Here is a 26,754-nt window from a genome sequence, read left to right on the forward strand (position 1 = left end):
ATTCGATCGGAGTCAGATCATGCCCGAGCCCGCCCGCAAGCCGAAACCGCCTCGTCCCCCGCATAATCCGGCGACTCCGGTGCGGTCGGTCGGCACCGCGAACGCGATGCAGCGGCTACAGGCCACCGCAGGCAACGGCGCCGTCGCTGCCCTGTTCGCCCAGCGGCTCAGCGCGGGCGAAGGCGCGTCGGCATGTCTTGCGCCCACGGTCGCTCCGACACCGACGACACCACGACAGGATCCGAAATTCGCCGCGGCGGTCGATCACATCGCGGCGGAATCGGCTGCGGCTAAGGCACATCCGGCCCCAGCAAAAGAGGTCAAGGCGGCACAGGACGCCGCGACGGCACCGGCCGACGATAAGCAGGCACAGGCCGAGGCCGCACACACCGCCACCATGGCGGCGGCGAAACCCGCCGGTTTCGACAAGGCCGGATTCATCGCCGCGGTCAAGGCCGCCATCGCGGCCAAGGCGCCCAAGAACCTGGACGAGGCCGATAAATTCGCGGCCTCGGGCAAGGCCGACCAGGTCAAGAACGAGGTGCTCGGCAAGGTCGGCGCGGGCAAGGAAGCCGCGGCGAAGAATGTCGCCGACACCACCAAGGCGACGCCGGATACCTCGATCGCCAAGGACAAACCGGTCACAGCGATGCCCGCCGCGCCGCCGACCCGCCAGCCTGTCGCACCCGATCCCGCGGCGGCGGCACCGAAACCCGCACCCGCCGAACAGGTCCGGCTCGGCGCGGGCAGCTGCGAAACCGATGCGAAAATGGCCGAGGCCGGGGTCACCGACGAACAACTCGCCAAATCCAATGAGCCCGAACTCACCGGCGCACTCGCCGCCAAACAGGACTTGCGGGCCCACGACGCCACCGCACCCGCGCAATTCCGGCAGCAGGAAGCCGCGACCCTCGCCGCGGCCAAGGATCAGGCGGGTGCCAGCGCGAAAGGCGGTCTGGCCGCGATGGGTTCGGCCAAGGCCGCCACGCTGCATGCCGCAGGGGCGGGCAAGGATGCCACCAAGGCCGAGGACGAAGCCGAACGCGCGCGCATCACCGGGGAGATCAAGAAGATCTTCGACGCCACCAAGACCGAGGTGGAGAAGATTCTCGCCGACCTGGACGGCTTGGTGGCCAAAAAGTTCGAGGACGGCGAGCGACAGGCCAAGGAGGCGTTCACCGCCGACCACAAGGAGCGGATGTGGCAGTACAAGCTGCGCCGCTACGGCGGTCCGCTCGGACCGACCTTGTGGGTGAAGGATCTGCTCCTCGATATGCCCGCGGAGGCGAACAACCTCTTTCTGGAATCCAAGAAGCTCTACGAGACCAGGATGTCGGCGGTCATCGCCGATATCGCCGACACCGTCGGCACCGAACTCGGCCGGGCCAAGGATCGGATCGCGCAGGGGCGCACCCAGGTCCAGAAGTTCGTCGCCGAGCAGCCGACGAATCTGCAGAAGCTCGCGGGCCGGGCGGTCGGCGAAATCGGTTCGCAGTTCGACGAATTGGAGAAATCCGTCGACGAGAAGCAGCAGTCGCTGGTGGACGACCTGGCAACCCGCTACGCCGAGGCTCGCGACGGGATCGACGAGGAGATCAAGAAACTCCAGGACGAGAACAAGGGGTTGGTCGGCAAGACCATCGATGCGGTCGGCGGCGCGATCGAGACCATCAAGAAGCTGAAGGACATGCTGCTCGGCGTGCTGGCACGGGCGGCGGGTGCGGTCGAGAAGATCATCAAGGATCCGATCGCCTTCCTCGGCAACTTCGTCAACGCGGTCAAGGCCGGGATCAGCAACTTCATGTCGAATATCGGAACGCACCTGAAGAAAGGTTTGCAGGGCTGGCTGTTCGGTGCCCTCGCCGAGGCCGGCATCGAGATCCCGGCCAAGTTCGACCTCAAAGGCATTATTACGCTGCTGCTTTCCTTGCTCGGCCTGACCTGGAACTCGATTCGCGCACGCATCGTGAAGGTCGTCGGCGAGCCCGCCATGCAGAAGATCGAGGGCGCCGTCGATTTCGTCAAGGCGATCGTCACCGAAGGCATTCCGGGACTGTGGAAGTGGATCGCACAGAAGATCACCGACCTCAAAGAGCAAGTAATGGGCCAGATTCGAGAGTTCGTGATCACCAAGGTGATCACCGCCGGAATCACCTGGCTGATCTCACTGCTCAACCCCGCGGCCGCCTTCATCAAGGCCTGCAAGATGATCTACGACGCGGTCATGTGGTTCGTCGACAACGCCGAGCGCCTCAAGGAATTCGTCGACTCGGTACTGGATTCGGTCGAATCCATCGCCTCCGGCGGCGTCGGCAAGGTAGCCGCCTTGATCGAAGGCACCCTCTCCAAGACCGTCCCCATGCTCATCAGCGGCCTGGCCAGCCTGCTCGGCCTCGGCGGCATCGCCGACAAGATCAAGAAGATCCTGGAGACGGTGCAGAAGCCGGTCGGATCGGTGGTCGACAAGCTCGTTGCTGGCGCGGTGAAGTATGGCAAGCAGTTCCTCGGGAAGCTGAAAGGTTCGAAGGCGTCGGATCCACGATCGGCTGAGGAACGGAAGTCTGCATTGGACGCGGCGATGGCAGAGGGCCAAGCAGTCCTGCATGGGAAGGGTGCCGACGAAAAGTCCATTCGCTCGCGGTTGGCGGCTATAAAGAAGACTCGGCAGGTAAAGACATTGGATCTCGCCATCGATTCGCGGACCGCCACTTCGGAGACCGTACATATCGTCGGTGCGAACAGTCCGACGGTGCATGGACCCGCTGTCACGCGCGAACGGTTCACATGGCTGCAGCGGTCGCAGAGCACACCGACGGCAACCGGACAAGTGGTTACACTTGCGGACCCTGTGTCAATGAAGATCGCCGAGTTGATCAAGCGCCTCGATAACCCGATCTTCAGACCGGGGCCACATGCTGGACCGGCCTTGATCGCGCTGACTCAGCAACGAATGCTACGTATTTCGGATTCCGACGAGGAGACCGAGATCAGTCAGCAAGATGTGGTCGGAAGCAATCCGCCGCACCGGCGTGAGAGACGGGCGATGCAGAACCTCGCCACCATGCATGGTGGTGTCATCTGTCATCACTGTGCTAATCCGGTTCCCCGCGTCTCCGGGAATTGGACAGTAGATCACATACCACCGTCGAGGCTGCTACAAGAAATCCCGAAAGATCTGCTGATCAAGGCTGGTATCTATGACGCCAACATTGCGACGCGCACCTATCCCCACTGTGCGAGCTGTCAGTCGTCGCAAGGAGGCCTGGTGAACGCCGCAATCACTTTGTACAAGGAAATCAAGGCAGCCGGTGGCATTGCATGACCGGATGCCGCTTCGGCGGCCCTGACTTCCCCAACGTGAGCCTCGACAAGGGCCGAGTCTCGTTGCGCAAGACCGTTGTTGAGCCGGGAACACAACCGTTTCGGGCTTCCGTCCGGATTCGCCTCCGACTCCGGCCAGTTCGCGGAGTCGCCGCCTTTGCACGCGCTGTTGTCGTTGTTGGGGTCGACGTGCCCGAGCAGACACCGACCGTTGACCCGTTGACCGGTGTCGCGTCGGCTGGCGGGGAGATCGCACCGAACATCGATACGGTGATAGCGCACGCCGCGAGGACGGCTCTGATGATCTTGACTTGTATTTCTCCATCAGGGATTCCAAAGCGGCCGACCCTCGTGTGTGAGGGCCGGGCCGCTTCTGTTCTTCAGAGCTGCAACGTGTGACTCGGCGGCAGTTATCGCCAGTTGTCGTGGTTGTTGTCGTCAGGCCCTGGTTCCTCCACTCGTGCCACCATCTTTGGTTACCTCCCTTCAAGCGTCGTTGCTTTGGCAGGGGTTATGCACCGTCGCCGTCCGCGTCGACGAACTGGAACGGGGCGTGCGGCGCATATGTCGCCTCGGGGTTCACGGTGTTCAGCTCGCACCCTCGTACGAGCCGTTCGGGCACTCGGCCGTCGAAGTGTTCGAGGCTGGGCGCAATCACCGTGTCGACATCGAGCGCTTGGACCACGTTCACCAGCCGTCCCTCTGGGTCGACGGTTCGTGCGCTGAACGTCACGATCTTGGCGAGGTCGTAGCCGAGACGCTGTGCGCGGCTGCGGATGTAGGGTCGGCCCTGGGCGCGGTGCCCGGGTTGCCTCGGGTCCGTTTCCCAGGACCGCCCTCCGAACCGGACGTGCGAGTTTCCCCGCATCCGGCTCTCCATGGACATCATGCTGGTGTGGCTGCTTGTTCGAGTTGCTCGGCGCGGGCACTCCACGGTGTCGGAATCGTGTTGCCCCGGTATCGGTATCGCTCGATGGCGATATCGCTGGGGTTATAGAGCACGGTCCCATTCTCTTCTGGGCGTTGATCCGGTTTCTCGGTGAGGAACCGGCGTTTGATCTTTCGCCAACCCAGGCGCGGGTGTCGTTTCTTGAGCCATCGGGCCACGGCCCACCACGTGTAGTAGGCCAGGTAGCTGAAGGTGGCTTTGGAGACCCCGTGTCGGAAATAGAGACACCAGCCCCGAACGACAGTGTTCAGGTGTTGGAGGAGCGCCTCGAGCGTCTTGTAGGGTGACCCTTGCCTGCGGGTGATGAATCTGACCTTCCCGACGATCGAGTGCAGCGACTTCTTCGAGGGGTATGTGTAGATCATCGTGCGGTTCGTGCCCGCCTTCTTCCGGCGCTGGATGCGCCAGCCAAGGAAGTCGAACCCCGAATCCATGTGCACGACACGGGTTTTCTCCGGTGACAGCGATAATCCCATCGGCCGTAGTAGCTCGGCGACCTCGGTCCTGATCTCGTGGGCGTGGTGCTCTGTCCCGTTTATCAGGACCACGAAGTCGTCGGCTTATGGGGACCGGTGGGTTATGCCGACCGTGGCGTGAGGGTGCTGGATAGGCGAGGTGGTGGGGCTGGTTGGTCGGCATAATCTGGGCCTTGTGATCGTGATGGTGGCGGGTTTCGAGTGGTTGGAGGAGGACAACCACTCGAGACGGGAGAGATCACATGGGTGCCGAGATGTCGGTGGATGTGCTGGTAGCGGAGTTCCGTTCGTGGCTGGCGGTGGACCGGGGGCTGTCGCGGGAGTCGGTCCGTTGTTATGGGACTCAGGCGGGTAAGTTCCTGGCCGGTTTGCCTGGGCCAGTGGATGCTGCTGTGCGGCAGCTGGATTCGGGTCGGATCACCACATTTATGGTCGATTATTGCCGCGACTGCAACACCTGGTCGGCGAAGGCGATGGTGACCTCGCTGCGCGCTCTGCTGCGGTTCCTGCACGTGTCCGGACGGATCCCGGCGCCGCTGGTGGGCGCGGTTCCGGGGGTGGCGGGCTGGCGGTTGGCGTCGCTGCCGCGCGGTCTGGACGCGCCGGTGGTGGCGCGGTTGCTGGACGGATGTGACCGGGCGACGGTGGTGGGCCGACGCGATCGCGCAATCTTGACGATGCTGGCCCGGTTGGGGTTGCGTGGGGTCGAGGCCGCCGGTTTGGAGTTGGACGATATCGACTGGCGCAGTGGAGAAGTCACCATCCGTGGCAAGGGCAACCGGATCGACCGGCTGCCTTTGCCGGTCGATGTCGGTGAGGCGATCGTGGCGTATCTGACCGACGGCCGACCGGCCTGCGCGGTGGCGACGGTGTTTTGCACGATCCGCAGACCCTATCGGCCGTTGAACGCGGCGGCGGTGCGGGCGATCATGGGTCGTGCCTGCGCGCACGCGGGCATGGCGCGGGTGGGTGCGCACCGTCTGCGTCATTCGCTGGCCAGCGACATGCTCCGGGCGGGAGCGTCGCTGCCGGAAGTCGGGCAGGTTCTGCGGCACCGAAGTGACCTGTCCACGGCGATTTACGCGAAGGTCGACGAGAATGCGCTGCGCCCGCTGGCGCAGCCCTGGCCGATCCAGGTGCGGTCATGAGCGTGTTGCGCCGAGCCGCCGAGGACTATCTAGCCATGCGACGGGCGCTGGGGTTCAAGCTGACAACTCAAGCGGTGCAATTGATGTCGTTCATCGGCTACTGCGAGTCGGCCGGAAGTGATCGCATCACCAGCGAGCTGGCGCTGGAATGGGCGACCACGACCGGCAGCGGCAGCTGCCACGACGCCTACCTGGCACGCCGGTTGATGACGGTGCGGATCTTCGCCCGCCACTACCAGACCCTCGACCCAGACAGCGAGGTCCCACCCGAAGATGCTCTGCCGCACCACAAATGCCGGATTGCACCGTATCTGTATTCACCCGCTGAGATCGCAGCCCTCATCGACGCCGCCGGGCAGTTGCGGCCACCGCTGCGCGCGGCGACCTGGCAGACACTGATCGGCCTGCTCGCGGTGACCGGCATGCGCAAACGCGAAGCCTGCCGCCTCGACGACGAACACGTCGACCTCGATCGAGCGGCATTGGTGATCCTGGATTCCAAGTTCGGCAAGTCCCGGCGCCTGTTCCTGCACGACTCCACCGTCATTGCTTTGCGGGACTACCGACAGCAGCGCGAGCGGTGGTGCCCGAACCGGTCCGGCCCCTGCTTTTTCGTGTCCACCCGTGGCACTCGCCTGGATGCCGACAATATCCCCAGCACCTTCACCGGCCTGATCGACGCAGCCGGCATCACGGCGCCACCCGGAGGGCGACGGCCCCGGCTGCACGACCTGAGACACACGTTCACCGTCGCCACGATGATCGGTTTCTACCGCGCCGGCGGCGACGTTCAAGCACGGTTGCCGATCCTGTCGACCTGGCTCGGCCACGTCGACCCGAAATCGACCTATTGGTATCAGCAGCAGATACCCGAACTACTCACCCTGGCCGCGCAACGCCTGGAAACCGTTGGGGATGAACGGTGATGACCGCGCTGGCTCCGATCCTGCAAGCATTTTTCACCGACAAACTCCTGCGGCAGCGCCGCGCCGGACCAAACACCATCGCCGCCTACCGCGACGCATGGCGGCTGTTGCTGCAATTCGCTTCCCGCGCAACAGCAACCGCACCCAGCGGCCTGGACCTGGGCCAGCTCGATGCCACGCTGGTCACCGCTTTCCTGACCCATCTCGAAACGGAGCGGTCCAACAGCACCGCGACCCGCAACACACGGCTGGCCGCGATCCGGTCGCTATTCCGTTACGCCGCCTTGCACGCGCCCGAACACGCCGCCGACATCGCCCGAGTGCTGGCCATCCCACCCAAACGTCGTGACCGGCCCATCCTCTGCTACCTCACCACCGACGAGATCGACGCCCTGATCGCCGCACCCGACCGCAACACCTCGCTCGGGCGCCGCGATCACGCCTTGCTGGTGCTGGCCTGCCAGACCGGGCTACGCGTTTCCGAACTGATCGGGTTGACACGCAACGACATTCACCTCAACCACGGTGCTCATGTCCGCTGCCATGGCAAAGGCCGCAAGGACCGCGCCACCCCGCTGACCCGCCACACCATCGCCGCCCTGCACGATTGGCTCGCCGACCACCACGGCGCACCCACCGATCCGCTGTTCACCACCCGCGAGGGCCGACCGCTTTCGCGAGATGCAGTAGCCAAGCTGGTCACCAAACACACCCGCCGCGCCACAGCCCGCTGCCCAAGCCTGACCAGCAAGACCGTCACCCCGCACACCCTGCGACATTCCGCGGCCATGGCGCTGCTGCACGCCGGGGTCGACACCTCAGTCATCGCGCTTTGGCTCGGCCACGAAGACCCCGGATCCACCCACACCTACCTGCACGCCGACATGACCATCAAGGAGAAAGCCCTCGCCCGCCTCACACCACCCAACACCAGCCCCGGCCGCTACCACGCCACCGACACCCTGCTCGAATTCCTCGACAACCTCTGACCCGATCACAAGGGCCGGGTTATGCCGACCAACCAGCCCCACCACCTCGCCTATCCAGCACCCTCACGCCACGGTCGGCATAACCCACCGGTCCCCATAAGCCGACTTATGCCGACGTCGGCATAAGTCGGCGTAACGGACGAGACGGTATGTCGCGAATCCTTTCCTGCGCAGGGCCGCCCGCCGCGATTCTGGATATCGCACTCCACCGCCAGCGGCGTCCCACTTATGTTGAAAGTGGTCGTCGAGGACCGAGAGTGCGATATTGGCCAGCAGCGGCGAGAGGATCCCGCCCTGCGGTGTTCCCATCTGGGGGTCCCGGTCGATTCCGTCCTCGGACAGGATTCCCGCTTTGAGGAAAGACTTGACCAGGGCCACAACGCGTTTGTCCGCGATCCGGTGACGCATTCGATCCACTAGAGCGGTGTGGTCGATCCGGTCGAAGCATGCCTCGATATCGGCCTCGAACACCCACTGATAGCCATGGGTGCCGAGCATGTGAATCTCGGCGATCGCGTCCTGAGCACGTCTTCTCGGCCGGAACCCGTAGGAGCTGGGCTGGAAATCGGCTTCGAAGATCGGCTCGAGCACCAACTTCAGCGACGCCTGTACTATCCGGTCCGCTGTTGTCGGTATCCCCAGCCTGCGCTTCTTGGTGGGACTGCCCGGTTTCGGGATCAGCTTCTCCCGCACCAGGTTCGGATGAAATGTCCGTTCCTTCAGCGAGGTCCGCAGCTGCGACAGCAATACGATCGACTCCTTCGGGATCGAGCGGGGAACTACCCCGTCGACACCCGCTGTTCGTCCACCCTTGTTGCCGTGAACCCTTTCCCAGGCATGCACCAGAAACGCAGGGTCATACACAAGGTTGTGCAGGTCATCGAACAGCCGACCCGCCTCACGGGTCGACCACCAGTGCAGCTTGGACTGCATCCGACGTACCCGAGACCAGGCTTCGTCGAAGTCCGGCCACGACTCACCCGTATTCACAAGTGCCTCCGTCCATTACGGCTCCTCACCGCGACATCCACTGGGGTCCTTCGCCATGTGACCGGCTTTCCCGGCCTCGGACTACTACGACCCCTCCGCCCCACCCACGCTCCCTCTGCCGACGACGAGCCTGCCCGTAACCGATCACTGGCCGTGACCGTTCACGGGCGTAACGGGGTGGTTCCCGTGTTCACTGCTATCCATTCGGGACAGGAGGTGGCCAGCTATGCCCCTGCGGCATCGTCACGGCTACGCCGCAGACCTTCACCGTGACCTCCCTGCCGACACCCAAACGCCGGCCACAGGAGTTCCCGCCGCAAACGATTCGCCAGCGACGGTGCGCACCGCAATTCAGCCCAGATCCACCGAGTTTCGAGCTGACGGGACGCTTGAGGGGCTTAACACACTGGTTCCTTGCGTCCACCTTTGTCCCACGCTTGCCGGACCGGCACCATTCGGCAGTGCTGACACCTCCCGGCGTTGTCAGGGCTGCTCCCATCCTCCCCGGCGTCTCCCGGATCAGACTGCCCTCAGCTACAGCGATCATGCTGCGACACAATCACTTCGGAGTCATCGCACCTCCAATATGGATAACAGCGCCTCACGGCGCACCTGGATCTCATCCCACTCCTGGGAGACGCCCGAGACATCCTTACGCAGGTAACCGATCGCGGTAGGTGTTGCCCTCACCGGCTTGCCTCGTTCGTGCTCACGGTGGCAATGCTGTTGCGCGGCAGGAATTCTCGGTATGGCCGTGCGTTGATCACCGACCGCCCGCGATCGGTGATCCGCCACCCGACCGGGACCGTGCGGGAACCATGGGCGAGACCGGAATCGGCGAGCCCTTGCAGCGCTGCACGCGTGGCAGCCTCGGCACGGCCAGCGTGCCCGCACAGTTCGCGCACGGTCAGCGCTCGCGCAGGGTCCAGAATCGCCAGCGCGGCCAACACTTTGGCCTGTGTCTCAGTGAGCGCCATCTCACCCTCCGTCGTCGATGGTGAGGCAACTCAGGACCAGGACGACCAGCACCAGCCCCGAGCGCCCACCTCGGACGTTAGAGTCCGGTCATTTCGCAAGCAATGAAAGTGCCAAAGAGTGCCGATTCTGCTGTATTTCAACAGGTTAGGTGCGACTATCAACAGGTAGCTCGACACCACTTGTCAACGAAAGCTGATCACAATGGACATTCGCCTTCTGGGTGGTCCGACCGGCGAAGGTGGTTCACCTCGCCTCTACGGCACCGATCGCCGCACGCTTCTTGTCCAGGGATGGAAGACCGAAGCCCCGGACCGCATCGAGATACCTCACCGTCTACTGCAATGGACCGAGCCAGGGACATGTCTGACCGGACTCATCGATACAGGTCGAGGTACCTTCTGGTTGAACGGCGACCCGGTTACCGACCCTCAGGTGCTAGCAGCCATGGCGATCCCCGGACACGAAACCGCCGTTGAGGTCCCTGTGCGCGAGGAGGTGTACCCGGATGCGGCTGATCCCCGGTAACGCCGCGTTCCCGGACCTGTTCGCCACCGTCAAATCTCGCGCGTTCCATCTGGAGACCCGCGACGACTACGCCTCGGCGAGCGAAACCGAATCGCTCAGCCGCTTTCGTGCCGACGAAACAACCGACGTGGGCGGAGAGTGGTTCGCCAACTGGTCCAACCTCATTCGCTCCACAACGGGCCGTGGCGTCGCCGTCCAGCGCGTTCGTATCGTGAGCGAACCGCACACCCTCTATACCAGATATCTACTGGCACTGGCGAAACACAACACTGCCGCAGGTGAGGACATTCGCTATCTGGCGCGCCATGCTGCGGATCCAGAGGCCGCGGCGTCCGAGGACTTCTGGGTACTCGATGATGATCGAGTTGCGTTCAGTCTGTTCGATGACAACGAATATTGGGTCGGATCGGCACTGACCGACGACCCGAAAATCGTTGCTCATGCACGGTCGATTCGTGACCGGATGTGGGTGGCGGCAACCCGCTTTGAGGAGTACGTGAGCAAGTGACTTCGGTCGACCGAGCCCGGCAAGCCCTTGGCGCCCGACTACGCGAATTACGCAAGGACGCCGGGCTCAATGGTCGGCAACTTTCCGAGGCCGCAGGCTGGCACTGGTCCAAGACCAGCCGTCTCGAACGTGGCGAACGCCAGCCATCCGAGGCCGATCTCGAAGTATGGTGTCGGCTCTGCGACGCCGAACTAGCGTTACCGGATCTCATCGCATCCCTGCGCAACGTGCAGGCACAGTGGGCGGAGTGGAAGCGGTTAGCGGCGGTCGGTCATGCGCGCCGCCAACGCCGCGGCGTCGAGCTGGACGCACGCGCCCACTCGGTTCGCATCTACTCTCCGGTAGTCATGTCGGGGCTCGTGCAGACCGAGGCGTACGCGCGGGCGATTCTGTCGACCTGCATCGATTTCCTCGGCACCCGTGACGACCTGGACGATGCGGTCGCCGCGCGGTTGGAACGGCAGAAGGCGTTGTGTGAGGGGAACACGACGTTCTCGATGCTGATTCATGAGCCAGTGATGTACATGCAGGTGGGCGATGAGAATGTGCAGACCAGCCAGTTACAGCACTTGCTCGACGTCGGATTCGGCAATCCGCGCTTAATACTCGGCATCGTGCCGATCGGATACAGATTCCTGTACACGACAACCGGGTTCGTTATCTATGACGCGCGCATGGCGTTGGTTGAGACGATCAGCGCGGAACTGACGGTCACGACACCATCGGAACTCTCGTACTACGAGAAGGCTTGGGCCGGACTCCACCAACAAGCAGTCTACGGCGACCAAGCCCGCGCCCTGATCGCCGCCGCGCTGGAGCGACGGCGCAGCTCCACTCGGTCCAGTCAAGGGCCGGAGCGCCCTTGACTGGACCGAGCTCGCTGAAAGGGCGCAAGTAGGAAGGAGGGCAAAGCAGTCAGAGAACTGCAACAAAGCAAGGCTCTCGAGCGACTCATCCTGTATGGCGAGGGTCGGTCTCAATGGACACGTAAGCGGCATGAGAGTCCGGGTGTCCACCCACGAATACAGTGTTGGTGCCGGTCATGTCTCGATCGGAGAGTCGTGGAAGGGCAGTCCCCGCCGCACAGTTGATCACCACCCCGGACCACGTCAACAACCTCGAGCTGGTCGCCAACGCGTCGGCGCCTGGATCCTGCTGTTCCTCATCGCGCCGTGGCTGTGCCTGCTGATTTGGTGGCTGAAACCAGACTCACAGCCGGTCTTCGTGCAGCAACTCATCAACTTGGCGAAGCAGTACCCGAAGCGCGCGGCGTGGCTCGGTGTAGCCAGCGGTATCGTCGCGTTCATCGCCAACATCGCGGTGAATCCGCCCTCCGGGCTGTTCGGCCTGCTCGTCGCTGGGTGGTGCACATATTTGTTGATCAAGTGGCGACGGCACAAACAAGCCGACGTGGCCAAGGAAACAGCTGCGCGAGCCGACGCACAACACCAGGCATACCTGCGCGGCGAAGACTGGGGCATCTACGGCAATTACGAGCCCCAAAGGCTCTGACCGCGAACGGTCCCCTTTCCCAGGCTGACTACCTGCGGCCTCATGACAAGTCACCCTGGGACGCAACGCGTATGGCGGTATCCAGTGATCCTGCAACTCCAGCGGCGGCCGGGCCATCGACGTACAGGAGCCTCCGCATCTGACTGCCCGATCGGGCAATCCGCCGTTCCCCATCGGCTCGCCGCGTGGGCGTACTGCGGAAGCGACGGTCGTACGACGCTAGGTGGGAATAGTTCACCCCGAAGCGAGGAGGCCCAATGCCCACCTATCTGTCGCCTGGCGTGTATGTCGAGGAGGTGGAGGCCGGGTCGCGACCGATCGAAGGGGTCGGTACGGCGGTGGCGGCCTTCGTCGGGTTCGCCGAGCGCGGGCCGTTCAACGAGCCGACGTTCATCACCAACTGGAGCCAGTTCAGTCAGCAGTTCGGCGATTTCGTCGATGGAAGCTATCTGGCGCACGCGGTGTACGGGTTCTTCGCCAATGGGGGTGGCGCCTGCTATGTGATCCGGGTCGGCGTGGACGGCAACGGAAATGGCAAGGGAAACAAGGAGCTTCCCGCTGATGTGCGTCAGGCAGAACTCGGCGGGTATCGGGTCGCGGCCCTGGATCCCGGCGATCTGAAACCCGATATCAGCGTCGAGGTCGCGGCGGCGGGTGATGGCGCGCCGGAGGATCAGTTCACGATCCTGGTCAAGCGCGGCGCGAAGGTCGAGGAAACCATCGGACCGGTCACCACCAAACGCGGTAAGGACAATGTGGTGACGGCCGTGCGCGCACAGTCGAAGCTCATCACGATCGAGGAACTGAGTTCCAGTGGCGCACTGGCCCGTCCGGATTTCGGCAGCGTGACCCTCGTGATGCCACCGGCGCCCGCGCCGACGCCGGATCGAGTCTGCGCCGAGGACTACGTCGGTGATGTCGGCGATCGGACCGGCTTCTCCGGGCTGGCGGCGATCGATGAGGTGACGATGGTCGCGGTGCCCGATCTCATGAGCGCCTATGAGCGGGGCGCGATCGATCTCGAGTCGGTGCAGGCCGTGCAGCTCGCCATGATCGCGCACTGTGAGCTGATGGGTGATCGGGTGGCGATCCTGGATCCGCCGCCCGCGCTCGGTCCGCAACAGGTCAAGGAGTGGCGCGTCGAAAAGGCGGGGTACGACTCGAAATACGCGGCACTGTACTACCCATGGGTCAAGGTCTTCGATCCGTCGGCGGGCACCGGTCGCTTCGTTCCGCCCAGCGGCCATATCGCCGGGATCTGGGCGCGCAATGACGAATCGAGGGGTGTGCACAAGGCCCCGGCCAATGAGGTCGTCCGCGGCGCACTGACCCTCGGTGTACAGCTCACCAAGCCCGAACACGATCTGCTGAATCCACTGGGCATCAACTGCATTCGCACATTCCCTGGTCGCGGAATCCGGGTTTGGGGTGCGCGCACGCTGTCCTCGGATCCGGCCTGGCGGTACCTGAATGTCCGGCGGCTGTTCAACTATATGGAGGAATCCATTCTGAACGGCACCCAGTGGGTGGTATTCGAACCCAATGACGATGCGCTGTGGGCGCGTATCCGGCGCACCATCAGCGCCTTCCTGGTGAACGAATGGCGTAAGGGTGCGCTGTTCGGTCTCACACCCGACGAGGCGTTCTACGTCAAATGCGACCGCGAAACCAATCCGGCCGAGGCGATCGATGTGGGCCAGGTGGTCTGCGAAATCGGTGTCGCCCCGGTCAAACCCGCCGAATTCGTCGTCTTCCGCCTGGCGCAGATCTCCGGCGGCACCAGCCTCGTCAACGAATGACCACCCACAGAAAGTAGGACACCATGGCGCTCCCAGACCTCGACACGTCGGTCGGCCATTCCTTCGGATTGGAGATCGATGGTGTTGTGATCAAACAGATTTCGGAAGTGTCGGGCCTCAAACTCGAACAGGACGTCATCGAACTCAAACAGAACACCGCCGACGGCAAGTACGTCATCAAGAAGCTGCCCGGCCGGTACAAGGCCGGTGAAGTCACCCTGACGCGCGGTCTCACCGGTGACAACAGCTTCGAAAAGTGGGTCAAGGATTCGCGATTCGGCAAAATGGGCGCCGCGCGCAAGGGCGGGGCGATCATCGTCTACGACTACGAGGGTCAGGCCTTGAAGCGCTACAAGCTGACCAATGCCTGGCCGAAGTCGCTCGAGATCGGTTCGCTGAAGGCGGGCGATACCAGCGTGCTCACCGAGAAATTGGTCATTACCTACGAGAATCTCGAGGTCGAGTAATGCGGCGCGTGCACAGTGGGGTCGAGCGGCTCGGCGCGGTGGCGGTGGACGCGCGGGCCGAGTCCGCGCCGGAGCCGGCAATGCGCACCGAATTCCCGTTCGTCCTGCCCCGCGGCTATCTGGATCCGTCGGGGACTGTGCATCGCACGGGCACCATGCGATTGGCCACCGCGCGTGATGAATTGGTGCCGCTGCGCGACGATCGGGTCCGGGAGAATCCCGCATATCTGTCGGTGGTGCTGATCGCGCGGGTGATCACCCGGCTCGGCACACTCACCGATATCCACGCGGGCATTGTCGAGGATCTGTTCGCCTCCGACCTGGCCTTCCTCCAGGATCTGTACCAGCGGATCAATGCCGAGGGACACAGTCGGGCCGCGGTCACCTGTCCGGAGTGCGCGCACGAATTCACCATCGACCTCGCGGGCAGCCGCGTGGGGGAATAGCGACGTACGGGGTCGACCCACTGCTCCAGGAGATCTCGTACGTCGCCTACCACTTCCATTGGCCGCTGGCCGAAATACTCGACCTGGAGCATCCGGATCGGCGCCGCTTCGCCGATGAGATCGACCGCATCAATAGCCGAATCCGAGGGAGGTGATCAGCGATGGGGTGGTGGGAACGGTTATTGCCCTGGCGGCGCGCCGAGCCGATGCGTGAGCCGGAACCTATTGTGCGGCCGAGTGATTGGCGGACGATGCCGCCCGTGCAGCGGGTTGTTGCCGCGCCACCGTTGGTCACCGGCCCGGTCCGATTCGCGGACGGACTGGTGTCGCACCAGGATCCATCCTTTCGGGGACCGATGGTGCATGCGGTCAGCCCGCAGGCACCGTCCGGACTTGTGGTCGGTCTCGATCGCAATCCCGTTGCGGTGCAGCGCCACTCGGACCAGGACCGTGCGGCTTCTGAACCGGTGCGGCGCGAGTTCGCGGCCCCCGAACCGGTGCAGCGCGTCATTACGACACCGTCCGGCTCGGCAGATCCGCTGACCGTGGCCCGCATCGAGCAGCCTTCGAACGAGTTGGTATCGGCCGGGCCGATGTTCGAACCGGAGATTCGGTCGGTTCCCGCTGTGCCTGCGACATCATCGACGTCGGAGTCACCGGCCGCCACTGCCGTACCGCAGGAGTATCGGACTGCCGACACTGATACGTCAGTGGCGCAACATGATTCGGAATCGCCGGAGTCGCTGCCGCCGACTTCGGACGGTGATGGGCCAGCGGTCCCCACCGCGACCGACTACATGCGGCCGCCTGAGCACACGCAGGTGACACCGCGTCCCGAGTCATCGCCGGTACAGCGCTCGATCTCGATGCCGGTACAGCGCTCGTCCTCGAAGTCGGCCTCGCGTCCGCGACGCTTCGGACTCGGCGCTCCTCTGCCGGAAGCCAACGGACCCGCGCACTGGACGCCAGCGGCTCCCTTCATCCAACGGTCCACCGGCGAAAGCGATTCTGCCCGGGCATATTTGCCGCCTGCCGAAATGCCCGCTGTCCAGCGCGGCCACGTCGGCGACACCCAGAATTCGAGCCATCGCGCAGTCGAACCATTCGCCGACGCGCGAACCGCGACGGACCTGCCGCCGACGATGCCCGATGCCGCGGGTGCCTCCGAGTCGACAACGATCCAGCGCGCGGATGCTGGCGACGATCTCGCCGAAATCGTCGGGCCGCCAAGCGAGTCCGGACAATCGGTACCGACCATCGGAACAACTGATCCGGCGATCTCGGTGGGCCACCCGATGCCAGCACCCGCTGCACCTCCTCGCTCCGCCCCGCGACCTGAAGCCGCCCCCGAGCCCTCCCCATGGCCTACGACCACCACGCGCCCGCAAGCCGTATCGGAGTCCGCCGAATGGTCTGCGGCAGCCACACGCCATGGCACCGCTTGGGAGTCCGCCGACCGGCCCGACACAAGCCCTGGAACCGCATCCGAACCCGCCAAAGGGCCTACACCTCAGGATGAGTCCCACCTCGCGTCCGGCTTGCGATCCGACGCGACGGTCGGGTTTGAATCAAGTGCGGCCCAATCGGTTACATCCACCACGTCACCGTCCTTCATCACACCATTACTGGCGACCCGCGCCCTGCAACGCCAGACTCGGCATCCGGTTGCGCCTTCGGCAGATCCACTCGCACCCCGCGCCGGGACCTCGGTTCAGCGGACCGCAACCGAGTCGGTCGCCCCCGAATACTGGGGCGGCTCAGCGAAGTTCGAGACGAACTCGCCAACCCCATCGGCTCCGCTTCTACTGATCCCCGCGTCGGAGCCCACTCCCACCGAACCCTCGAGCACAACCACCCCCCACGTTGTCGGAACAGTCGGCACGCTCGCCCTGCCCACGATGGTGCAGCGCATGGCGGAATGGCAGCCGGTAGCAGGTGCGAGTACCGCCGTCGGCGCCCCGGCCATGGCACAACGCCTGTCCGCGACGAACGCACCCGCATCGGGACCGTGCACCAGCGCATCTCGCCCGCGTCCCGGCGCGCTGGAGCCGTCACACACGACGCGCGGCCTTCAGCGCATCATCGATATCGGCAGCCCGACCGTTTTCTCTCGCCGCACGACCACAACCGCGTCCGAGGCCGGTCCGTTCGACGCGCCTGCTACCGCCGGTGGTCCGCCCGCGACACTCCCCAGTATCTCGCCGGGGTCGATGCCGAGTGCTGTCCCGGAAGCGCCGGTGTGGTCCGTGATGCAACTGCAGCGAACAGTGCACCGAACGGCGTCGACACCACCCCTGACCGCCGCCGCATCCGTGCAGGACGCCACCACCGAACCGCCGAAGACCACCGAACCCACCGTGTCCCTGCTACCCCCCACCGCTGAGCCACCGAGCAACGCATCGACAGGTTCCATGTCCGCAGGCTCGACTCCCACCCACGAGACAGCCACGCCAACCGGAACCTCGCCAACCGATATCGACGCTCTCGTCGGCCGCCTGTACGAGCCGATCGTCCGCAAACTCAAGGCCGAACTGCGCCTCGACCGAGAGCGCGCGGGCACGGCTCTCGACCTCACCCTCTGAACCCGCTGACACCCGAGGAGACCCGTCATGCCAACCGATCTCGACCCCGCGGTCAGCGTCTGCTTCGTCGTGACGATCGACAATATGAGCCTCGGCGCGTTCAACAGCTGCGAGGGCCTCGGCTGCGAAGTGGTGATGGAACAGCGCGAGGAGGGCGGCAATAACGGCTACGTCTGGCAGCTGCCGACCCGAATCAAGTTCTCCACCATCAAACTGAGCCGCCCGGTCACCCCGGATACCGCGAAGGTCGCCGCCTGGTTCGGCAGTGTCGCAACGGGTGTGCGCGCGAAGACGGGACAGATCCGGGCCATGACCGCCGACGGCACCGTGGTGGCGCAGTGGGGTCTGCTCGGCGTGATGCCGGTCCGCTGGACCGGTCCCTCGCTCAACGCCGAATCACCGAAGGTCGCCGTGGAGACCATCGAGATCACCCACCACGGCTTCGTCGAACCGGGAAAGGCCTGATATGCCCGCGCCCATCGCGTTCGCGGCCAGCAGCACCGGTGATCCCCGATCCGGTAGCGGCAGACCGAAATTGCAGCACGCATTTCTCGAGTTGCGCGACCCGCCGGTGGAAAAGGGTTCATTGCAACCGGGCCCGCGACGCGGTCAGATCGACTTCCAGTTCAATCCCAAGGAATTGTCGGTCACCAAGTCCGCCAAGTGGAATCGCGATGCGCAGAAGGGCAATAAGAAGAGCGGCGTACCCGAATTCAAGGGCGCCGACCCCGCGAAACTCACTCTCGAAATGTTTCTCGACGCGGGCCCACAGCAGGACACCAAGGTGGTCGATACCGTCGAGCGGCTGTTCGCCTGCTGCGTGCCGACCGATGAGAGCCACGACAAGAAGAAGTCGAGCCCGCCGTGGGTGATCTTCCACTGGGGCGGGCTGACCGGATTCACGGCGTATGTGAGTTCGGTGGCCGTGAAATACACCCTGTTCACCGCCGGTGGCCTGCCGATTCGCGGCACCGCGACGGTCACCATCGAGGAGATCGCCGCCGATCAGCCCAAACAGAATCCGACCTCGGGCGCCCTGACGGCACGCACGGTGCACACCGTCATCGCGGGCGATACCCTCGCGTCGATCGCCTGGCGCGAATACGGCGATCCGGCCCGCTGGCGCGCCATCGCCGCGGCCAACGATATCGATGATCCGATGCGGCTGCGGCCAGGCACGGCCTTACTCATCCCGGCCGCCGAAGAGTTGGGGTAGTCGACCATGCCCGCCAAGGACTTCACCAACCAACTCCTCGTGCGCATCGCCGGAACGCCACTGCCCGCCGAAATCACGGCACTGCTCGCCCAGGGCATTGTCGATGACAATCGCAGCGCACCAGATCTTTTCATACTGCGCTTCCGCGACCCGCAGAACATTGTGCTGGAGAAGGCGAATATCACGATCGGCGCGCCGGTCGAACTCGGCGTCGCCTCCAATGAGGCGAACACCCCGGTGCCGCTGCTCTCGGCCGAGGTCACTGCGATCGAGAAGGAGTTCGACGGCACCGGCACCTTCACCACGGTGCGCGGGCTCGACAAATCGCATCGGCTGCAGCGGGGACGCCGGGTCACCGGCTTCGAGCACATGTCGGCCGCGGATGTCGCGCGCCGGATCGCGGGCAATGCCGGTGTCGGTATCGGCAAGATCGACGCGGGTGGCCCAGTCCTGGAACAGATTTCGCAGGGCAATGTCAGCGACTGGGAGCTATTGCGCCAGCTCGCGGCCGATACCGGCGTCGAGGTGGCGGTCACCGATGGCAAACTCGACTTCGGCAAACCCACCACCGCCGGCACCGCGCCGCGGACCCAGGCCAAGGCGACCGAGGAGCCGCTGGTCTTGGAGCTGGGCCGGAATGTCCTGCGGCTGCGGGCCATTGTCACCTCGGCCGACCAAGTGCCGAATGTTCAGGTGCGCGGCTGGGATGTGACGCGCAAGCGAGCCGTCGTCGCCGAGGCCCCGGCAAAAACCGTGACGGCCGAGAACGGCGTGCGGCCGGACGAGCTCGCGCAGCTGTTCAAGGCACCGAATCTTGTTGGCGCGCAGGCACCGTATGGCACCCAGGGCGAGGTCGACGTCGCCTGCAAGGCATTGGCCGAACAGGTCGCGAGTGGATTCACGGAGTTGGAGGCGGTACTGCGCGGCAACCCGAAGGTGCGCGCGGGGACTGCCGTCGCGCTGGCCAATGCCGGTAAACCGTTCGAGGGCAAGTACACCGTGACCGCGTCCCGGCACACCTTCGATCCGGAGACCGGATATACGACCAGCGTCATTGTCAGCGGCCGTCGCGATCGCACACTCGCCGGGCTGGTCAGTGGTGCGGCACAGAATCCGACGCGCGGGGCCTTCACCGGCGTGGTGATCGGACAGGTCAGCGATAACAACGATCCGGCGAATATGGCCCGGGTCCGAGTCACTTTTCCATGGCTGGCCGAAGGGTTCGTCAGCGTGTGGGCCCGGACCGTGCAGCATGGGGCGGGCCACGAACGCGGGGCGCTGTTGCTGCCCGAGGTCGGCGACGAAGTGCTCGTCGCCTTCGAGCACGGGGACTTTCGACGTCCGTACGTCATCGGCGGCCTGTACAACGGCGTCGACACACCCCCGTCCGGTGCGGGCGATCTGGTGGACCGCACCAGCGGCGCGGTGAACCGGCGCTCGATCGTCTCCCGCACCGGCCACCGCGTCGAATTCCGTGAGCAGTCGGCGGGCGCACAGGGCGTCCATGTGGCGACCGGCGATCAGAAACTCACGCTCGACCTGGACCAGCAGCAGACGACGATCACCGTGCACAGCGACGGAACCGTCACCGTCACGGCCCGCAAGGGGGTCACGATCGACGCGGGCACCGGAACACTGAAACTCACCGGCAATGACATTTCACTCGGGGCGAAGTCCGGGATCACCCTCGACGGTGGTGGCGGTGCGGTAAAGGTCTCCAGCACGTCGGGGGTCGAGGTACGGGGCGCGACGGTATCGGTAAACGGCAGTGCCACCGCGGAATTGACCGCCGGAGCGACCGCGACCGTGCGCGCGGCCATGGTCCGGATCAACTGAGGACGGAAGGGACGTGGTCGATATGCCACCCGCCGCTCGCGTCGCGGATCCGACCGCGCATCCCGGTGTGATCGGACCGCCCGGTGTGCCAACGGTGCTGATCGGCGGGATGCCCGCGGCCACCGTCGGCACACCGCATATCTGCTCATTTCCGCCACCGGCCGTGCACCCACCATCGGCGATCGCGGGTCCCGGCTGCCCGACGGTTTTGATCGGCGGGATGCCCGCCGCCCGCGTCGGCGATCTGTCGGCGTGTGGCGCGCCGATCGCCATGGGCTGCCCGACCGTCCTGATCGGAGGATGAGCGCCATGTCCGAACAGTTCATCGGCGCCGGATGGGCATTCTTCCCCATGCGGACCGACTACACCGGCGCCATCGCACTGGTCGGCGCGGACCAGGAGATCAAGGAGAGCATCCGCCTGATCCTGGGCACCGCACCGGGCGAACGTCCGATGCGCCCCGAATTCGGTTGCGCCATCCATGAATTCGCCTTCGCACCGGCCGATGCCGCGACCGCCGGGCAGATCGTCTACGAGGTGCGGGCCGCATTGGAACGCTGGGAGCCGCGCATCGACATCGATACCGTGCAGGTGCGCTTCGACGATGTGGACAGCGGAACGCTCTACATCGATATCCGGTACAGCATCCGAGGCCGCAACGACCCGCGCAACCTCGTATTCCCGTTCTATGTCATCCCACAGCACGCCGAACAGTCGGAAGGTGCGTCATGACGCTGCCCGCACCCAACCTCGACGACCGAAGCTTCCAGGCACTGGTGGACGACGCGAAACGCTATGTCCAGCAGCATTGTCCGGAGTGGAGCGATCACAATGTCTCCGATCCCGGTGTCACCCTGCTGGAAACCTACGCCATGGTGGTCGACCAACTGCTCTACCGGCTCAATCGGGTGCCGGACCGGCTCTATCTGAAGTTTCTGGAGTTGCTCGGGATCCGGCTGTTCCCACCGGCGGCCGCCACCGTCGCGGTCACCTTCTGGCTGTCGGCACCGCGCGAGGAGGTCGTGCTGGTACCCATCGGCACGCAGACCGCCACCGACCGCGAGAACATCAGCAGACCCGACCAATGGCGCAGCGAGCCGATCGAACCCGTCGTCTTCGCGACCAGCCGCGACCTGCCGATCGTGCCGTGCACGCTGACCGCGATCGCGACCGGGGGAGCCGACGGGCCGGTGCTCGACCGCACCGACGAGCTGACCACCGGTGCGCAATTCGCCTGCTTCTCCCCCACTCCCGTCCCCGACGACAGGATGTACCTCGGCCTGTCCAATCCGGTGCCCTCCTGCGCGGTTGTCCTGCGATTCGACTGCCGCGTCGAGGGTGTCGGCGTCGATCCGCGGCAACCGCCGCTGCTGTGGGAGGCCTGGGACGGACGCCACTGGGTCGGCTGCGAACTCGAACGCGACGGGACCGGCGGGCTCAACCGTCCCGGCGATATCGTCCTGCATGTGCCACCCACGCATCGGGCATCACCGATTCAGCGGCGCACGGCGGGCTGGCTGCGCTGCCGGGTGGTGCCGGTACGGCCCGGCCAGCCGCCGTACACCGCCGCACCGCGGGTATTCGCCGCCTCCGCCTTCACCATCGGCGGCACGGTCGATGCCCGCTACGCCGAGGTCGTGCGCGACGAGATCATCGGCATGTCCGAAGGCGTTGCGGCACAGGAGTTTCCGCTCGAGCACCGCCCGGTCGTCGCCGAACCCGAAGAGGATATCGTCGTCGAAGTCGCCGCGGGCGATGGTTGGCAACGGTGGACCAGGGTCGAACACTTCGGCGAGAGCCGACCCGATGACCGGCACTTCACCCTCGACGCCGCCGCGGGCACCATCGTCTTCGGCCCCGCCGTGCGCCAGCCGGACGGCTCGATCACCCGATATGGTGCGGTGCCGCCGAAGGGCGCACCGATCCGGGTGCCGGTCTATCGGACCGGCGGCGGACGTCGCGGCAATGTGGCGCGCGGCGCCGTCCGGTCACTGCGCAGCTCGCTGCCCTACGTGACACGCATCGAGAACCGGCGACCCGGCACCGGCGGTGTGGACGGTGAGACGGTCGAGAATGCGAAACTGCGCGCGCCGATGATGCTGCGCACCCGCGAACGTGCCGTCACCACAAGGGATTACGAATTACTCGCATTAGCTTCCTCACCGCGCGTCGCGCGCGCCCATTGCCTTGCGGGCACAGGTCAGGACGCGGCGGTGGTTCGGGTGTTGATCGTTCCGGAGATCGATAGCGACGAGGCGGCGACGGTGCCGTTCGAGCGGCTGCAGCCCTCCGATGAGCTGCTCCAGCGCGTCGTCTCGTATCTGGACGAACGGCGGATGATCGGCGCCCGCCTGGTCGTCGAACCGCCGCGCTACCGCGGGGTGACCGTGGTCTGCGCGGTGCGCGCCCGCGCGACCAGCGATCCGGGCCGGGTCCGTGCCGGTGCGATCCGAGCGCTCAACAGCTATCTGCACCCGGTGACAGCGGGCCCGAGCGGCCAGGGCTGGCCGCTCGGCAGAGCGGTGCAGGCCGGCGAGCTGTACGCGGTACTGCAGGCAGTCGAGGGCGTCGAGCAGATCGACGACCTGCGGCTCTATCCCGCCGATCCGATCAATGGAACGCGCGGTGAGGCCACTCAGCGAATCGCCTTGCCGCCCAACGGGTTGGTGTACTCCTTCGAGCATCAGATCAAGGTGACGTCATGAGAGGCACCGTCGCCGGACTGCCGTCGGCGCATCCGCTCGGCGAATTCCTGCCCGGCATCTACCTGGACGATCCGTTCGTCCAGCGGTGGACGGCCGGAATGGACGATGTCCTCGCCCCGGTCTTCATCACTCTCGACGCCCTCTACACCTATATCGATCCCGCGCTCGCCCCCGCCGACTTCCTCGGCTGGCTGGCGGGCTGGGTCGATGCCGATACCGATGAACAGTGGCCGCCGAATCGGTTGCGTGCCGTTGTCGCGGCCGCGGTCGGCCTGCACGCCCGCCGCGGCGGTGTCGCGGCGTTGCGGGAGCACATCCGCAGGGTCTGCGACTGCGAGGTGGAGGTGGTGGAAAGCGGTGGCGCGCGGTGGTCGCGCACTCCCGATACGACCGCACCGGGTGAGCCGGTGCCGCGCCTGGTCGTGCTGGTACCCGCCGACCGCTGGGATACGGTCACCCGGCAGCGGATCGCACGCGCGGTCGAGGCGATGTGCCCGGCGCATATCCCGTTCGAGCTGGCCCGGCAAGGACGGTGACCGAATTCGTGGTGTGGACGCCCAATTCGGCGAGCATCTTGGCGTAATCGCGGCGAGCGCGCTCCGCGGCGGCCAGATCGTCCGCGCGCTGATAGGCCGAAATCAGCAGGCGCCAGGCGCGATCCAGATAGGGGTCTATGCCGAGGCTGTGTCGCAGCGCATCGATCGCGGCGCCAGCCCGACCGCGACCCAATTCGAATTCGGCGAGGGTGACACCGGCCAGGGACGCCTGCGTTCGAAGTCGATCGCGTTCGGCCACCACCCATTCGGCGGCCCCATCGGCAGGAAGGAGTTCGCCGCGGTATTCGGCCAGCGCCGTCGTGAGCGCACTGTATGCCCGGTCCTCGTCGCCGACCTGCAGTGCGCATCGGGCGGTCTCGAGCGATGTCTCGAAGGTGACCACATCGGCGGCGCTACGACCCTGCAGGACCAGCGAATACGTCTCGTCCCGCCGCATCAGCAGCGTCCACTTGCCGCGGCCGGTGCCGGGCTCGAGAAAGCCCCGCACCGCCGACACGCTCACCTGCAGGCTCTGCCGTGCCTGCGTCGCGGGAAGATCCGGCCACAGTGCCGCGGCCAGGTCGTCGCGATGCACCCACCGCCCGGCCCGCATCGACAGATATCGCAGAGTCGCTGCCGCCCGTGGCCGCAGCGTCCGCGGATCCAATTCGGTGCCGTCGACCTCGATGACGAAGGTGCCCAGACAGCGCAATCGCAGCACCGCACCGTCCGAAATCGGCAGCACCACAGGAGGGTTCGTCGGTGGCTCCGCATCGCTGACGCGGTCGACGAGTGTCTGCGGTAGCGGCATCCCGATCTCTGCGGCGAGTGCGCGGGCGGCGGCGAATGGGGCGGCGGCGAATGGGGTGGCGGCGACATTATCGGTCCGGGCGGCATTGGCGAGCAGGGCGATGGCGCGGGCACCGGGGACGCCGGTCGTCCGGGCGAATGCCTCGGCGCGGATCGCCTTGCTTTCGGCAGCACCCGCGCCTTCGGCCGCGGCCGCCAATGCCTCGAACGCCAGCGCCCACGCCTTCGGCGTATCGGCCCGCAGCCGGGCGCACCGTTCGGCAACCGCCTGCCACAGCGGCATGGACGACTCGCCCGCCACCAGCGCCCCATACGCGGCCACCGCGGCCGCCAGCACGGCTCCCCATTGATCGCCCGCGGCATCGCATTCCGCAATGACCTTGGCAGCAGCGCCGAGCTGCGACAACACACGGCACTGCCGCATCACGACGGTCGCGCCGAGGCATTCGGCTTCGGCCGCCAGCTGCTCGATCCGCGTGCCGATGTTCTCACCGCAGACCATGGCCGCGAGCATGCCGACGAACTGCGTCCACAGCTCGAGTATCGGGTCCGCCGCGTCGCCGACCGACAGTTGGGCGCGCTGATCGGCCCGGCGCACATGACCGGCCAGCACAAGCGCGCAGATCTGCGCGAAAGCATCACCGGCACAACCGATGTCATAGTCGACATAGTCCAGTGGACGACGCATCGACGCCGCACGAATCCGATCGAGCCAGTGCAGTTCGGCCTGGGGCGCGGCGGCCAGCCAGATATCGACGAGCCGCCGTTCCCGTGCCGCCGCTGCACGCAGCTCGGGCTCGGAGAACAACCGCTCGGCATGCCGATACCGCTGCGACCCCCGCCGCAGACTTCCGGCCGCCACCTCCCGACGCGCGGTCGCCAGCGACAGCCACGGATCCTGCTCGACCACCGATGTCGGCAGCCCCGCACACCACACCGGGCTCTGCGGATCGCCGACCACCCGTCCCCCATAGGTATTCAGCAGCCTGACCACCTCGGTCCAGTGTTCCGCGCGCGCGAACAGCCGCGCCGCCTCCGGATACGCGTGCTCGTCCTCGAGTTGGGTCGCGGCCTTCCGGCACCAGCGGGTCGCCTCGGCCGCGCCGAGTTCCTCGCGCAGCGCCGACGCCAGATGCTGACGCAGCACCTCGTGGTAGCGGAAACTGTGACCGTCATCGTCCGAACTGGTCAGCGCCTGGCGCCGCTCCAGCTCGGCCAGTAGCGCCGCGGAATCGCTTCGACCGAGCAGGCGGTCGCAGCGCTCGGCGGTCAGCGTCTCGAAAACATGGGTGCGCCGCAAGAATTCACATAATTCGGCGGGCAGCTCACCGAGTACGGTGCGGGCGAGATAGCCCTGTAGATAGCGCGCTCTACCACTCAGCGCGCGGATCGCCGCGCGCCGGGCACCCGCGCCGAGCGTCTGCGTGCCGAGGTGGAACAGGTGCAGCCCCGCCGCCCAGCCGTCGGTGAACCGCGACAGCGCCGCCGCCTCGTCCGGCGGCAGGCGACGGCCGTAGACATCCGCGAACAGCTCCTCGACCTCCCAGGAGCGGAACCGCAGATCATCCCCGGAAAGAACTGTCACCCGGCCGATTTCGGCGCGCATCAGATTGATGCTGGGACGGACCCGGGAGCCGAGCACGACGCGCACGCGTTGCGAGCCGGACAATGCGAACCGCTCGAAAGCCGACTCGGCCGGTCCGCCGACGACGAAGTGGAAATCATCCACGATCAGGGTTCGCGGGTCGTTGTCCGCCGCCGCTCGCAGCCGCCGCAGGAAGCGATCGGCGTCGACATCGTCCGGATCGGCCCGACACCAGGCCACCGGCTCACCACCGACCGCGGCGTACTGCTGGAGCAGGTGCGTCTTACCGGAACCCGCTGGCGCAATGACCACCGTGACGTCGGCGTTCGCCATCCGGCGCAGCAACCGGGGCCGCTGCAGTCCAGGACCCCCGGGCAATGCCGTGGCAGCAGAGTCGAGCACGCGGCACCTCCTCCCAGCCAGCCGCGGTGTTATCTCCGAGTTTGCGCC

General features: G+C 65.5%; 24 protein-coding genes. 19 read left to right on the forward strand and 5 right to left on the reverse strand.

Annotation, left to right across the window (positions count from 1 at the left end):
- Positions 1-19 precede the first annotated feature (19 nt).
- Positions 20-3,322, forward strand: coding sequence for a phage tail protein (locus ACQP0C_RS31465; RefSeq protein WP_433725841.1), 3,303 nt, complete (start codon positions 20-22; stop codon positions 3,320-3,322).
- Between the two features lie 510 nt (positions 3,323-3,832).
- On the opposite strand, the gene ACQP0C_RS31470 is transcribed toward ACQP0C_RS31465, so the two are convergent.
- Both ACQP0C_RS31470 and ACQP0C_RS31475 read right to left on the reverse strand, forming a co-directional pair.
- Positions 3,833-4,189, reverse strand: a complete 357-nt coding sequence (locus ACQP0C_RS31470) for a hypothetical protein (protein WP_433725843.1) — start codon at positions 4,187-4,189, stop codon at positions 3,833-3,835.
- Between the two features lie 17 nt (positions 4,190-4,206).
- On the reverse strand, positions 4,207-4,818 hold the full coding sequence (locus tag ACQP0C_RS31475; RefSeq protein WP_433725845.1) for a group II intron maturase-specific domain-containing protein: 612 nt from the start codon (positions 4,816-4,818) through the stop codon (positions 4,207-4,209).
- A 170-nt stretch (positions 4,819-4,988) separates the two neighbouring features.
- Here ACQP0C_RS31475 and ACQP0C_RS31480 point away from each other — a divergent pair, with 170 nt between their 5' ends.
- Genes ACQP0C_RS31480 through ACQP0C_RS31490 form a run of 3 tightly spaced genes read left to right on the forward strand, consistent with a single transcriptional unit; the run spans position 4,989 to position 7,809 of the window.
- Complete coding sequence (locus ACQP0C_RS31480; protein ID WP_433722436.1) at positions 4,989-5,894, forward strand: site-specific integrase; 906 nt, start codon at positions 4,989-4,991, stop codon at positions 5,892-5,894.
- Positions 5,891-6,820, forward strand: a complete 930-nt coding sequence (locus ACQP0C_RS31485; protein WP_433722437.1) for a tyrosine-type recombinase/integrase — start codon at positions 5,891-5,893, stop codon at positions 6,818-6,820. The genes ACQP0C_RS31480 and ACQP0C_RS31485 overlap by 4 nt, the downstream gene beginning before the upstream one ends.
- Positions 6,820-7,809 (forward strand): tyrosine-type recombinase/integrase, encoded by a 990-nt coding sequence (locus ACQP0C_RS31490; RefSeq protein ID WP_433722439.1) that lies wholly within the window; start codon positions 6,820-6,822, stop codon positions 7,807-7,809. Before ACQP0C_RS31485 ends, ACQP0C_RS31490 begins: the two co-directional genes overlap by 1 nt.
- A gap of 63 nt (positions 7,810-7,872) precedes the next feature.
- Here the strand turns inward: ACQP0C_RS31490 and ACQP0C_RS31495 are convergent, their stop codons facing one another.
- Both ACQP0C_RS31495 and ACQP0C_RS31500 read right to left on the reverse strand, forming a co-directional pair.
- Positions 7,873-8,799 carry a reverse transcriptase domain-containing protein gene (locus tag ACQP0C_RS31495; protein ID WP_433725846.1) on the reverse strand — a complete coding sequence of 309 codons (927 nt, stop codon included), beginning with the start codon at positions 8,797-8,799 and terminating at the stop codon, positions 7,873-7,875.
- Positions 8,800-9,485: 686 nt separating this feature from the next.
- A complete protein-coding gene (locus ACQP0C_RS31500) occupies positions 9,486-9,776 on the reverse strand; it encodes a hypothetical protein (RefSeq protein WP_433725848.1) in 291 nt (96 codons plus the stop codon).
- Between the two features lie 506 nt (positions 9,777-10,282).
- Between ACQP0C_RS31500 and ACQP0C_RS31505 the strand changes: the two genes are divergently transcribed.
- The 15 genes from ACQP0C_RS31505 (at position 10,283) to ACQP0C_RS31575 (ending at position 23,909) form a co-directional block, all read left to right on the forward strand.
- Positions 10,283-10,810: a DUF6879 family protein gene (locus tag ACQP0C_RS31505; protein ID WP_433725850.1), complete on the forward strand. Its 528-nt coding sequence runs from the start codon at positions 10,283-10,285 to the stop codon at positions 10,808-10,810.
- Complete coding sequence (locus ACQP0C_RS31510; RefSeq protein ID WP_433725852.1) at positions 10,807-11,676, forward strand: helix-turn-helix domain-containing protein; 870 nt, start codon at positions 10,807-10,809, stop codon at positions 11,674-11,676. The genes ACQP0C_RS31505 and ACQP0C_RS31510 overlap by 4 nt, the downstream gene beginning before the upstream one ends.
- A gap of 142 nt (positions 11,677-11,818) precedes the next feature.
- On the forward strand, positions 11,819-12,322 hold the full coding sequence (locus tag ACQP0C_RS31515) for a hypothetical protein (protein ID WP_433725854.1): 504 nt from the start codon (positions 11,819-11,821) through the stop codon (positions 12,320-12,322).
- Between the two features lie 257 nt (positions 12,323-12,579).
- Complete coding sequence (locus ACQP0C_RS31520) at positions 12,580-14,121, forward strand: phage tail sheath family protein (protein ID WP_433725856.1); 1,542 nt, start codon at positions 12,580-12,582, stop codon at positions 14,119-14,121.
- 23 nt (positions 14,122-14,144) lie between these two features.
- Positions 14,145-14,588 carry a phage tail protein gene (locus ACQP0C_RS31525; RefSeq protein ID WP_433725858.1) on the forward strand — a complete coding sequence of 148 codons (444 nt, stop codon included), beginning with the start codon at positions 14,145-14,147 and terminating at the stop codon, positions 14,586-14,588.
- Positions 14,588-15,034: a hypothetical protein gene (locus ACQP0C_RS31530; protein WP_433725860.1), complete on the forward strand. Its 447-nt coding sequence runs from the start codon at positions 14,588-14,590 to the stop codon at positions 15,032-15,034. Before ACQP0C_RS31525 ends, ACQP0C_RS31530 begins: the two co-directional genes overlap by 1 nt.
- Positions 14,983-15,189: a DUF6760 family protein gene (locus tag ACQP0C_RS31535; RefSeq protein ID WP_433725861.1), complete on the forward strand. Its 207-nt coding sequence runs from the start codon at positions 14,983-14,985 to the stop codon at positions 15,187-15,189. The genes ACQP0C_RS31530 and ACQP0C_RS31535 overlap by 52 nt, the downstream gene beginning before the upstream one ends.
- Before the next feature lie 1,755 nt (positions 15,190-16,944).
- Complete coding sequence (locus tag ACQP0C_RS31540; RefSeq protein WP_433725863.1) at positions 16,945-17,616, forward strand: hypothetical protein; 672 nt, start codon at positions 16,945-16,947, stop codon at positions 17,614-17,616.
- Between the two features lie 27 nt (positions 17,617-17,643).
- Positions 17,644-18,081, forward strand: coding sequence for a phage tail protein (locus ACQP0C_RS31545; protein ID WP_063041010.1), 438 nt, complete (start codon positions 17,644-17,646; stop codon positions 18,079-18,081).
- A 1-nt stretch (position 18,082) separates the two neighbouring features.
- Positions 18,083-18,832, forward strand: a complete 750-nt coding sequence (locus ACQP0C_RS31550; RefSeq protein ID WP_433725865.1) for a LysM peptidoglycan-binding domain-containing protein — start codon at positions 18,083-18,085, stop codon at positions 18,830-18,832.
- Between the two features lie 6 nt (positions 18,833-18,838).
- Complete coding sequence (locus ACQP0C_RS31555) at positions 18,839-20,668, forward strand: VgrG-related protein (RefSeq protein ID WP_433725867.1); 1,830 nt, start codon at positions 18,839-18,841, stop codon at positions 20,666-20,668.
- 22 nt (positions 20,669-20,690) lie between these two features.
- Positions 20,691-20,972, forward strand: a complete 282-nt coding sequence (locus tag ACQP0C_RS31560) for a PAAR domain-containing protein (protein ID WP_063041004.1) — start codon at positions 20,691-20,693, stop codon at positions 20,970-20,972.
- Positions 20,973-20,977: 5 nt separating this feature from the next.
- Positions 20,978-21,400, forward strand: a complete 423-nt coding sequence (locus tag ACQP0C_RS31565) for a GPW/gp25 family protein (protein ID WP_433725869.1) — start codon at positions 20,978-20,980, stop codon at positions 21,398-21,400.
- Positions 21,397-23,373 (forward strand): putative baseplate assembly protein, encoded by a 1,977-nt coding sequence (locus tag ACQP0C_RS31570; protein ID WP_433725871.1) that lies wholly within the window; start codon positions 21,397-21,399, stop codon positions 23,371-23,373. Before ACQP0C_RS31565 ends, ACQP0C_RS31570 begins: the two co-directional genes overlap by 4 nt.
- Positions 23,370-23,909, forward strand: coding sequence for a phage tail protein (locus ACQP0C_RS31575; RefSeq protein WP_433725873.1), 540 nt, complete (start codon positions 23,370-23,372; stop codon positions 23,907-23,909). The genes ACQP0C_RS31570 and ACQP0C_RS31575 overlap by 4 nt, the downstream gene beginning before the upstream one ends.
- Here ACQP0C_RS31575 and ACQP0C_RS31580 read toward each other — a convergent pair.
- Entirely contained in the window at positions 23,827-26,706 is a 2,880-nt protein-coding gene (locus ACQP0C_RS31580; protein WP_433725875.1) for a BTAD domain-containing putative transcriptional regulator, read from the reverse strand. The genes ACQP0C_RS31575 and ACQP0C_RS31580 overlap by 83 nt on opposite strands.
- Between the last annotated feature and the right edge of the window lie 48 nt (positions 26,707-26,754).

The sequence above is a fragment of the Nocardia sp. CA-129566 genome (assembly GCF_050956075.1).
Lineage (GTDB): Bacteria > Actinomycetota > Actinomycetes > Mycobacteriales > Mycobacteriaceae > Nocardia.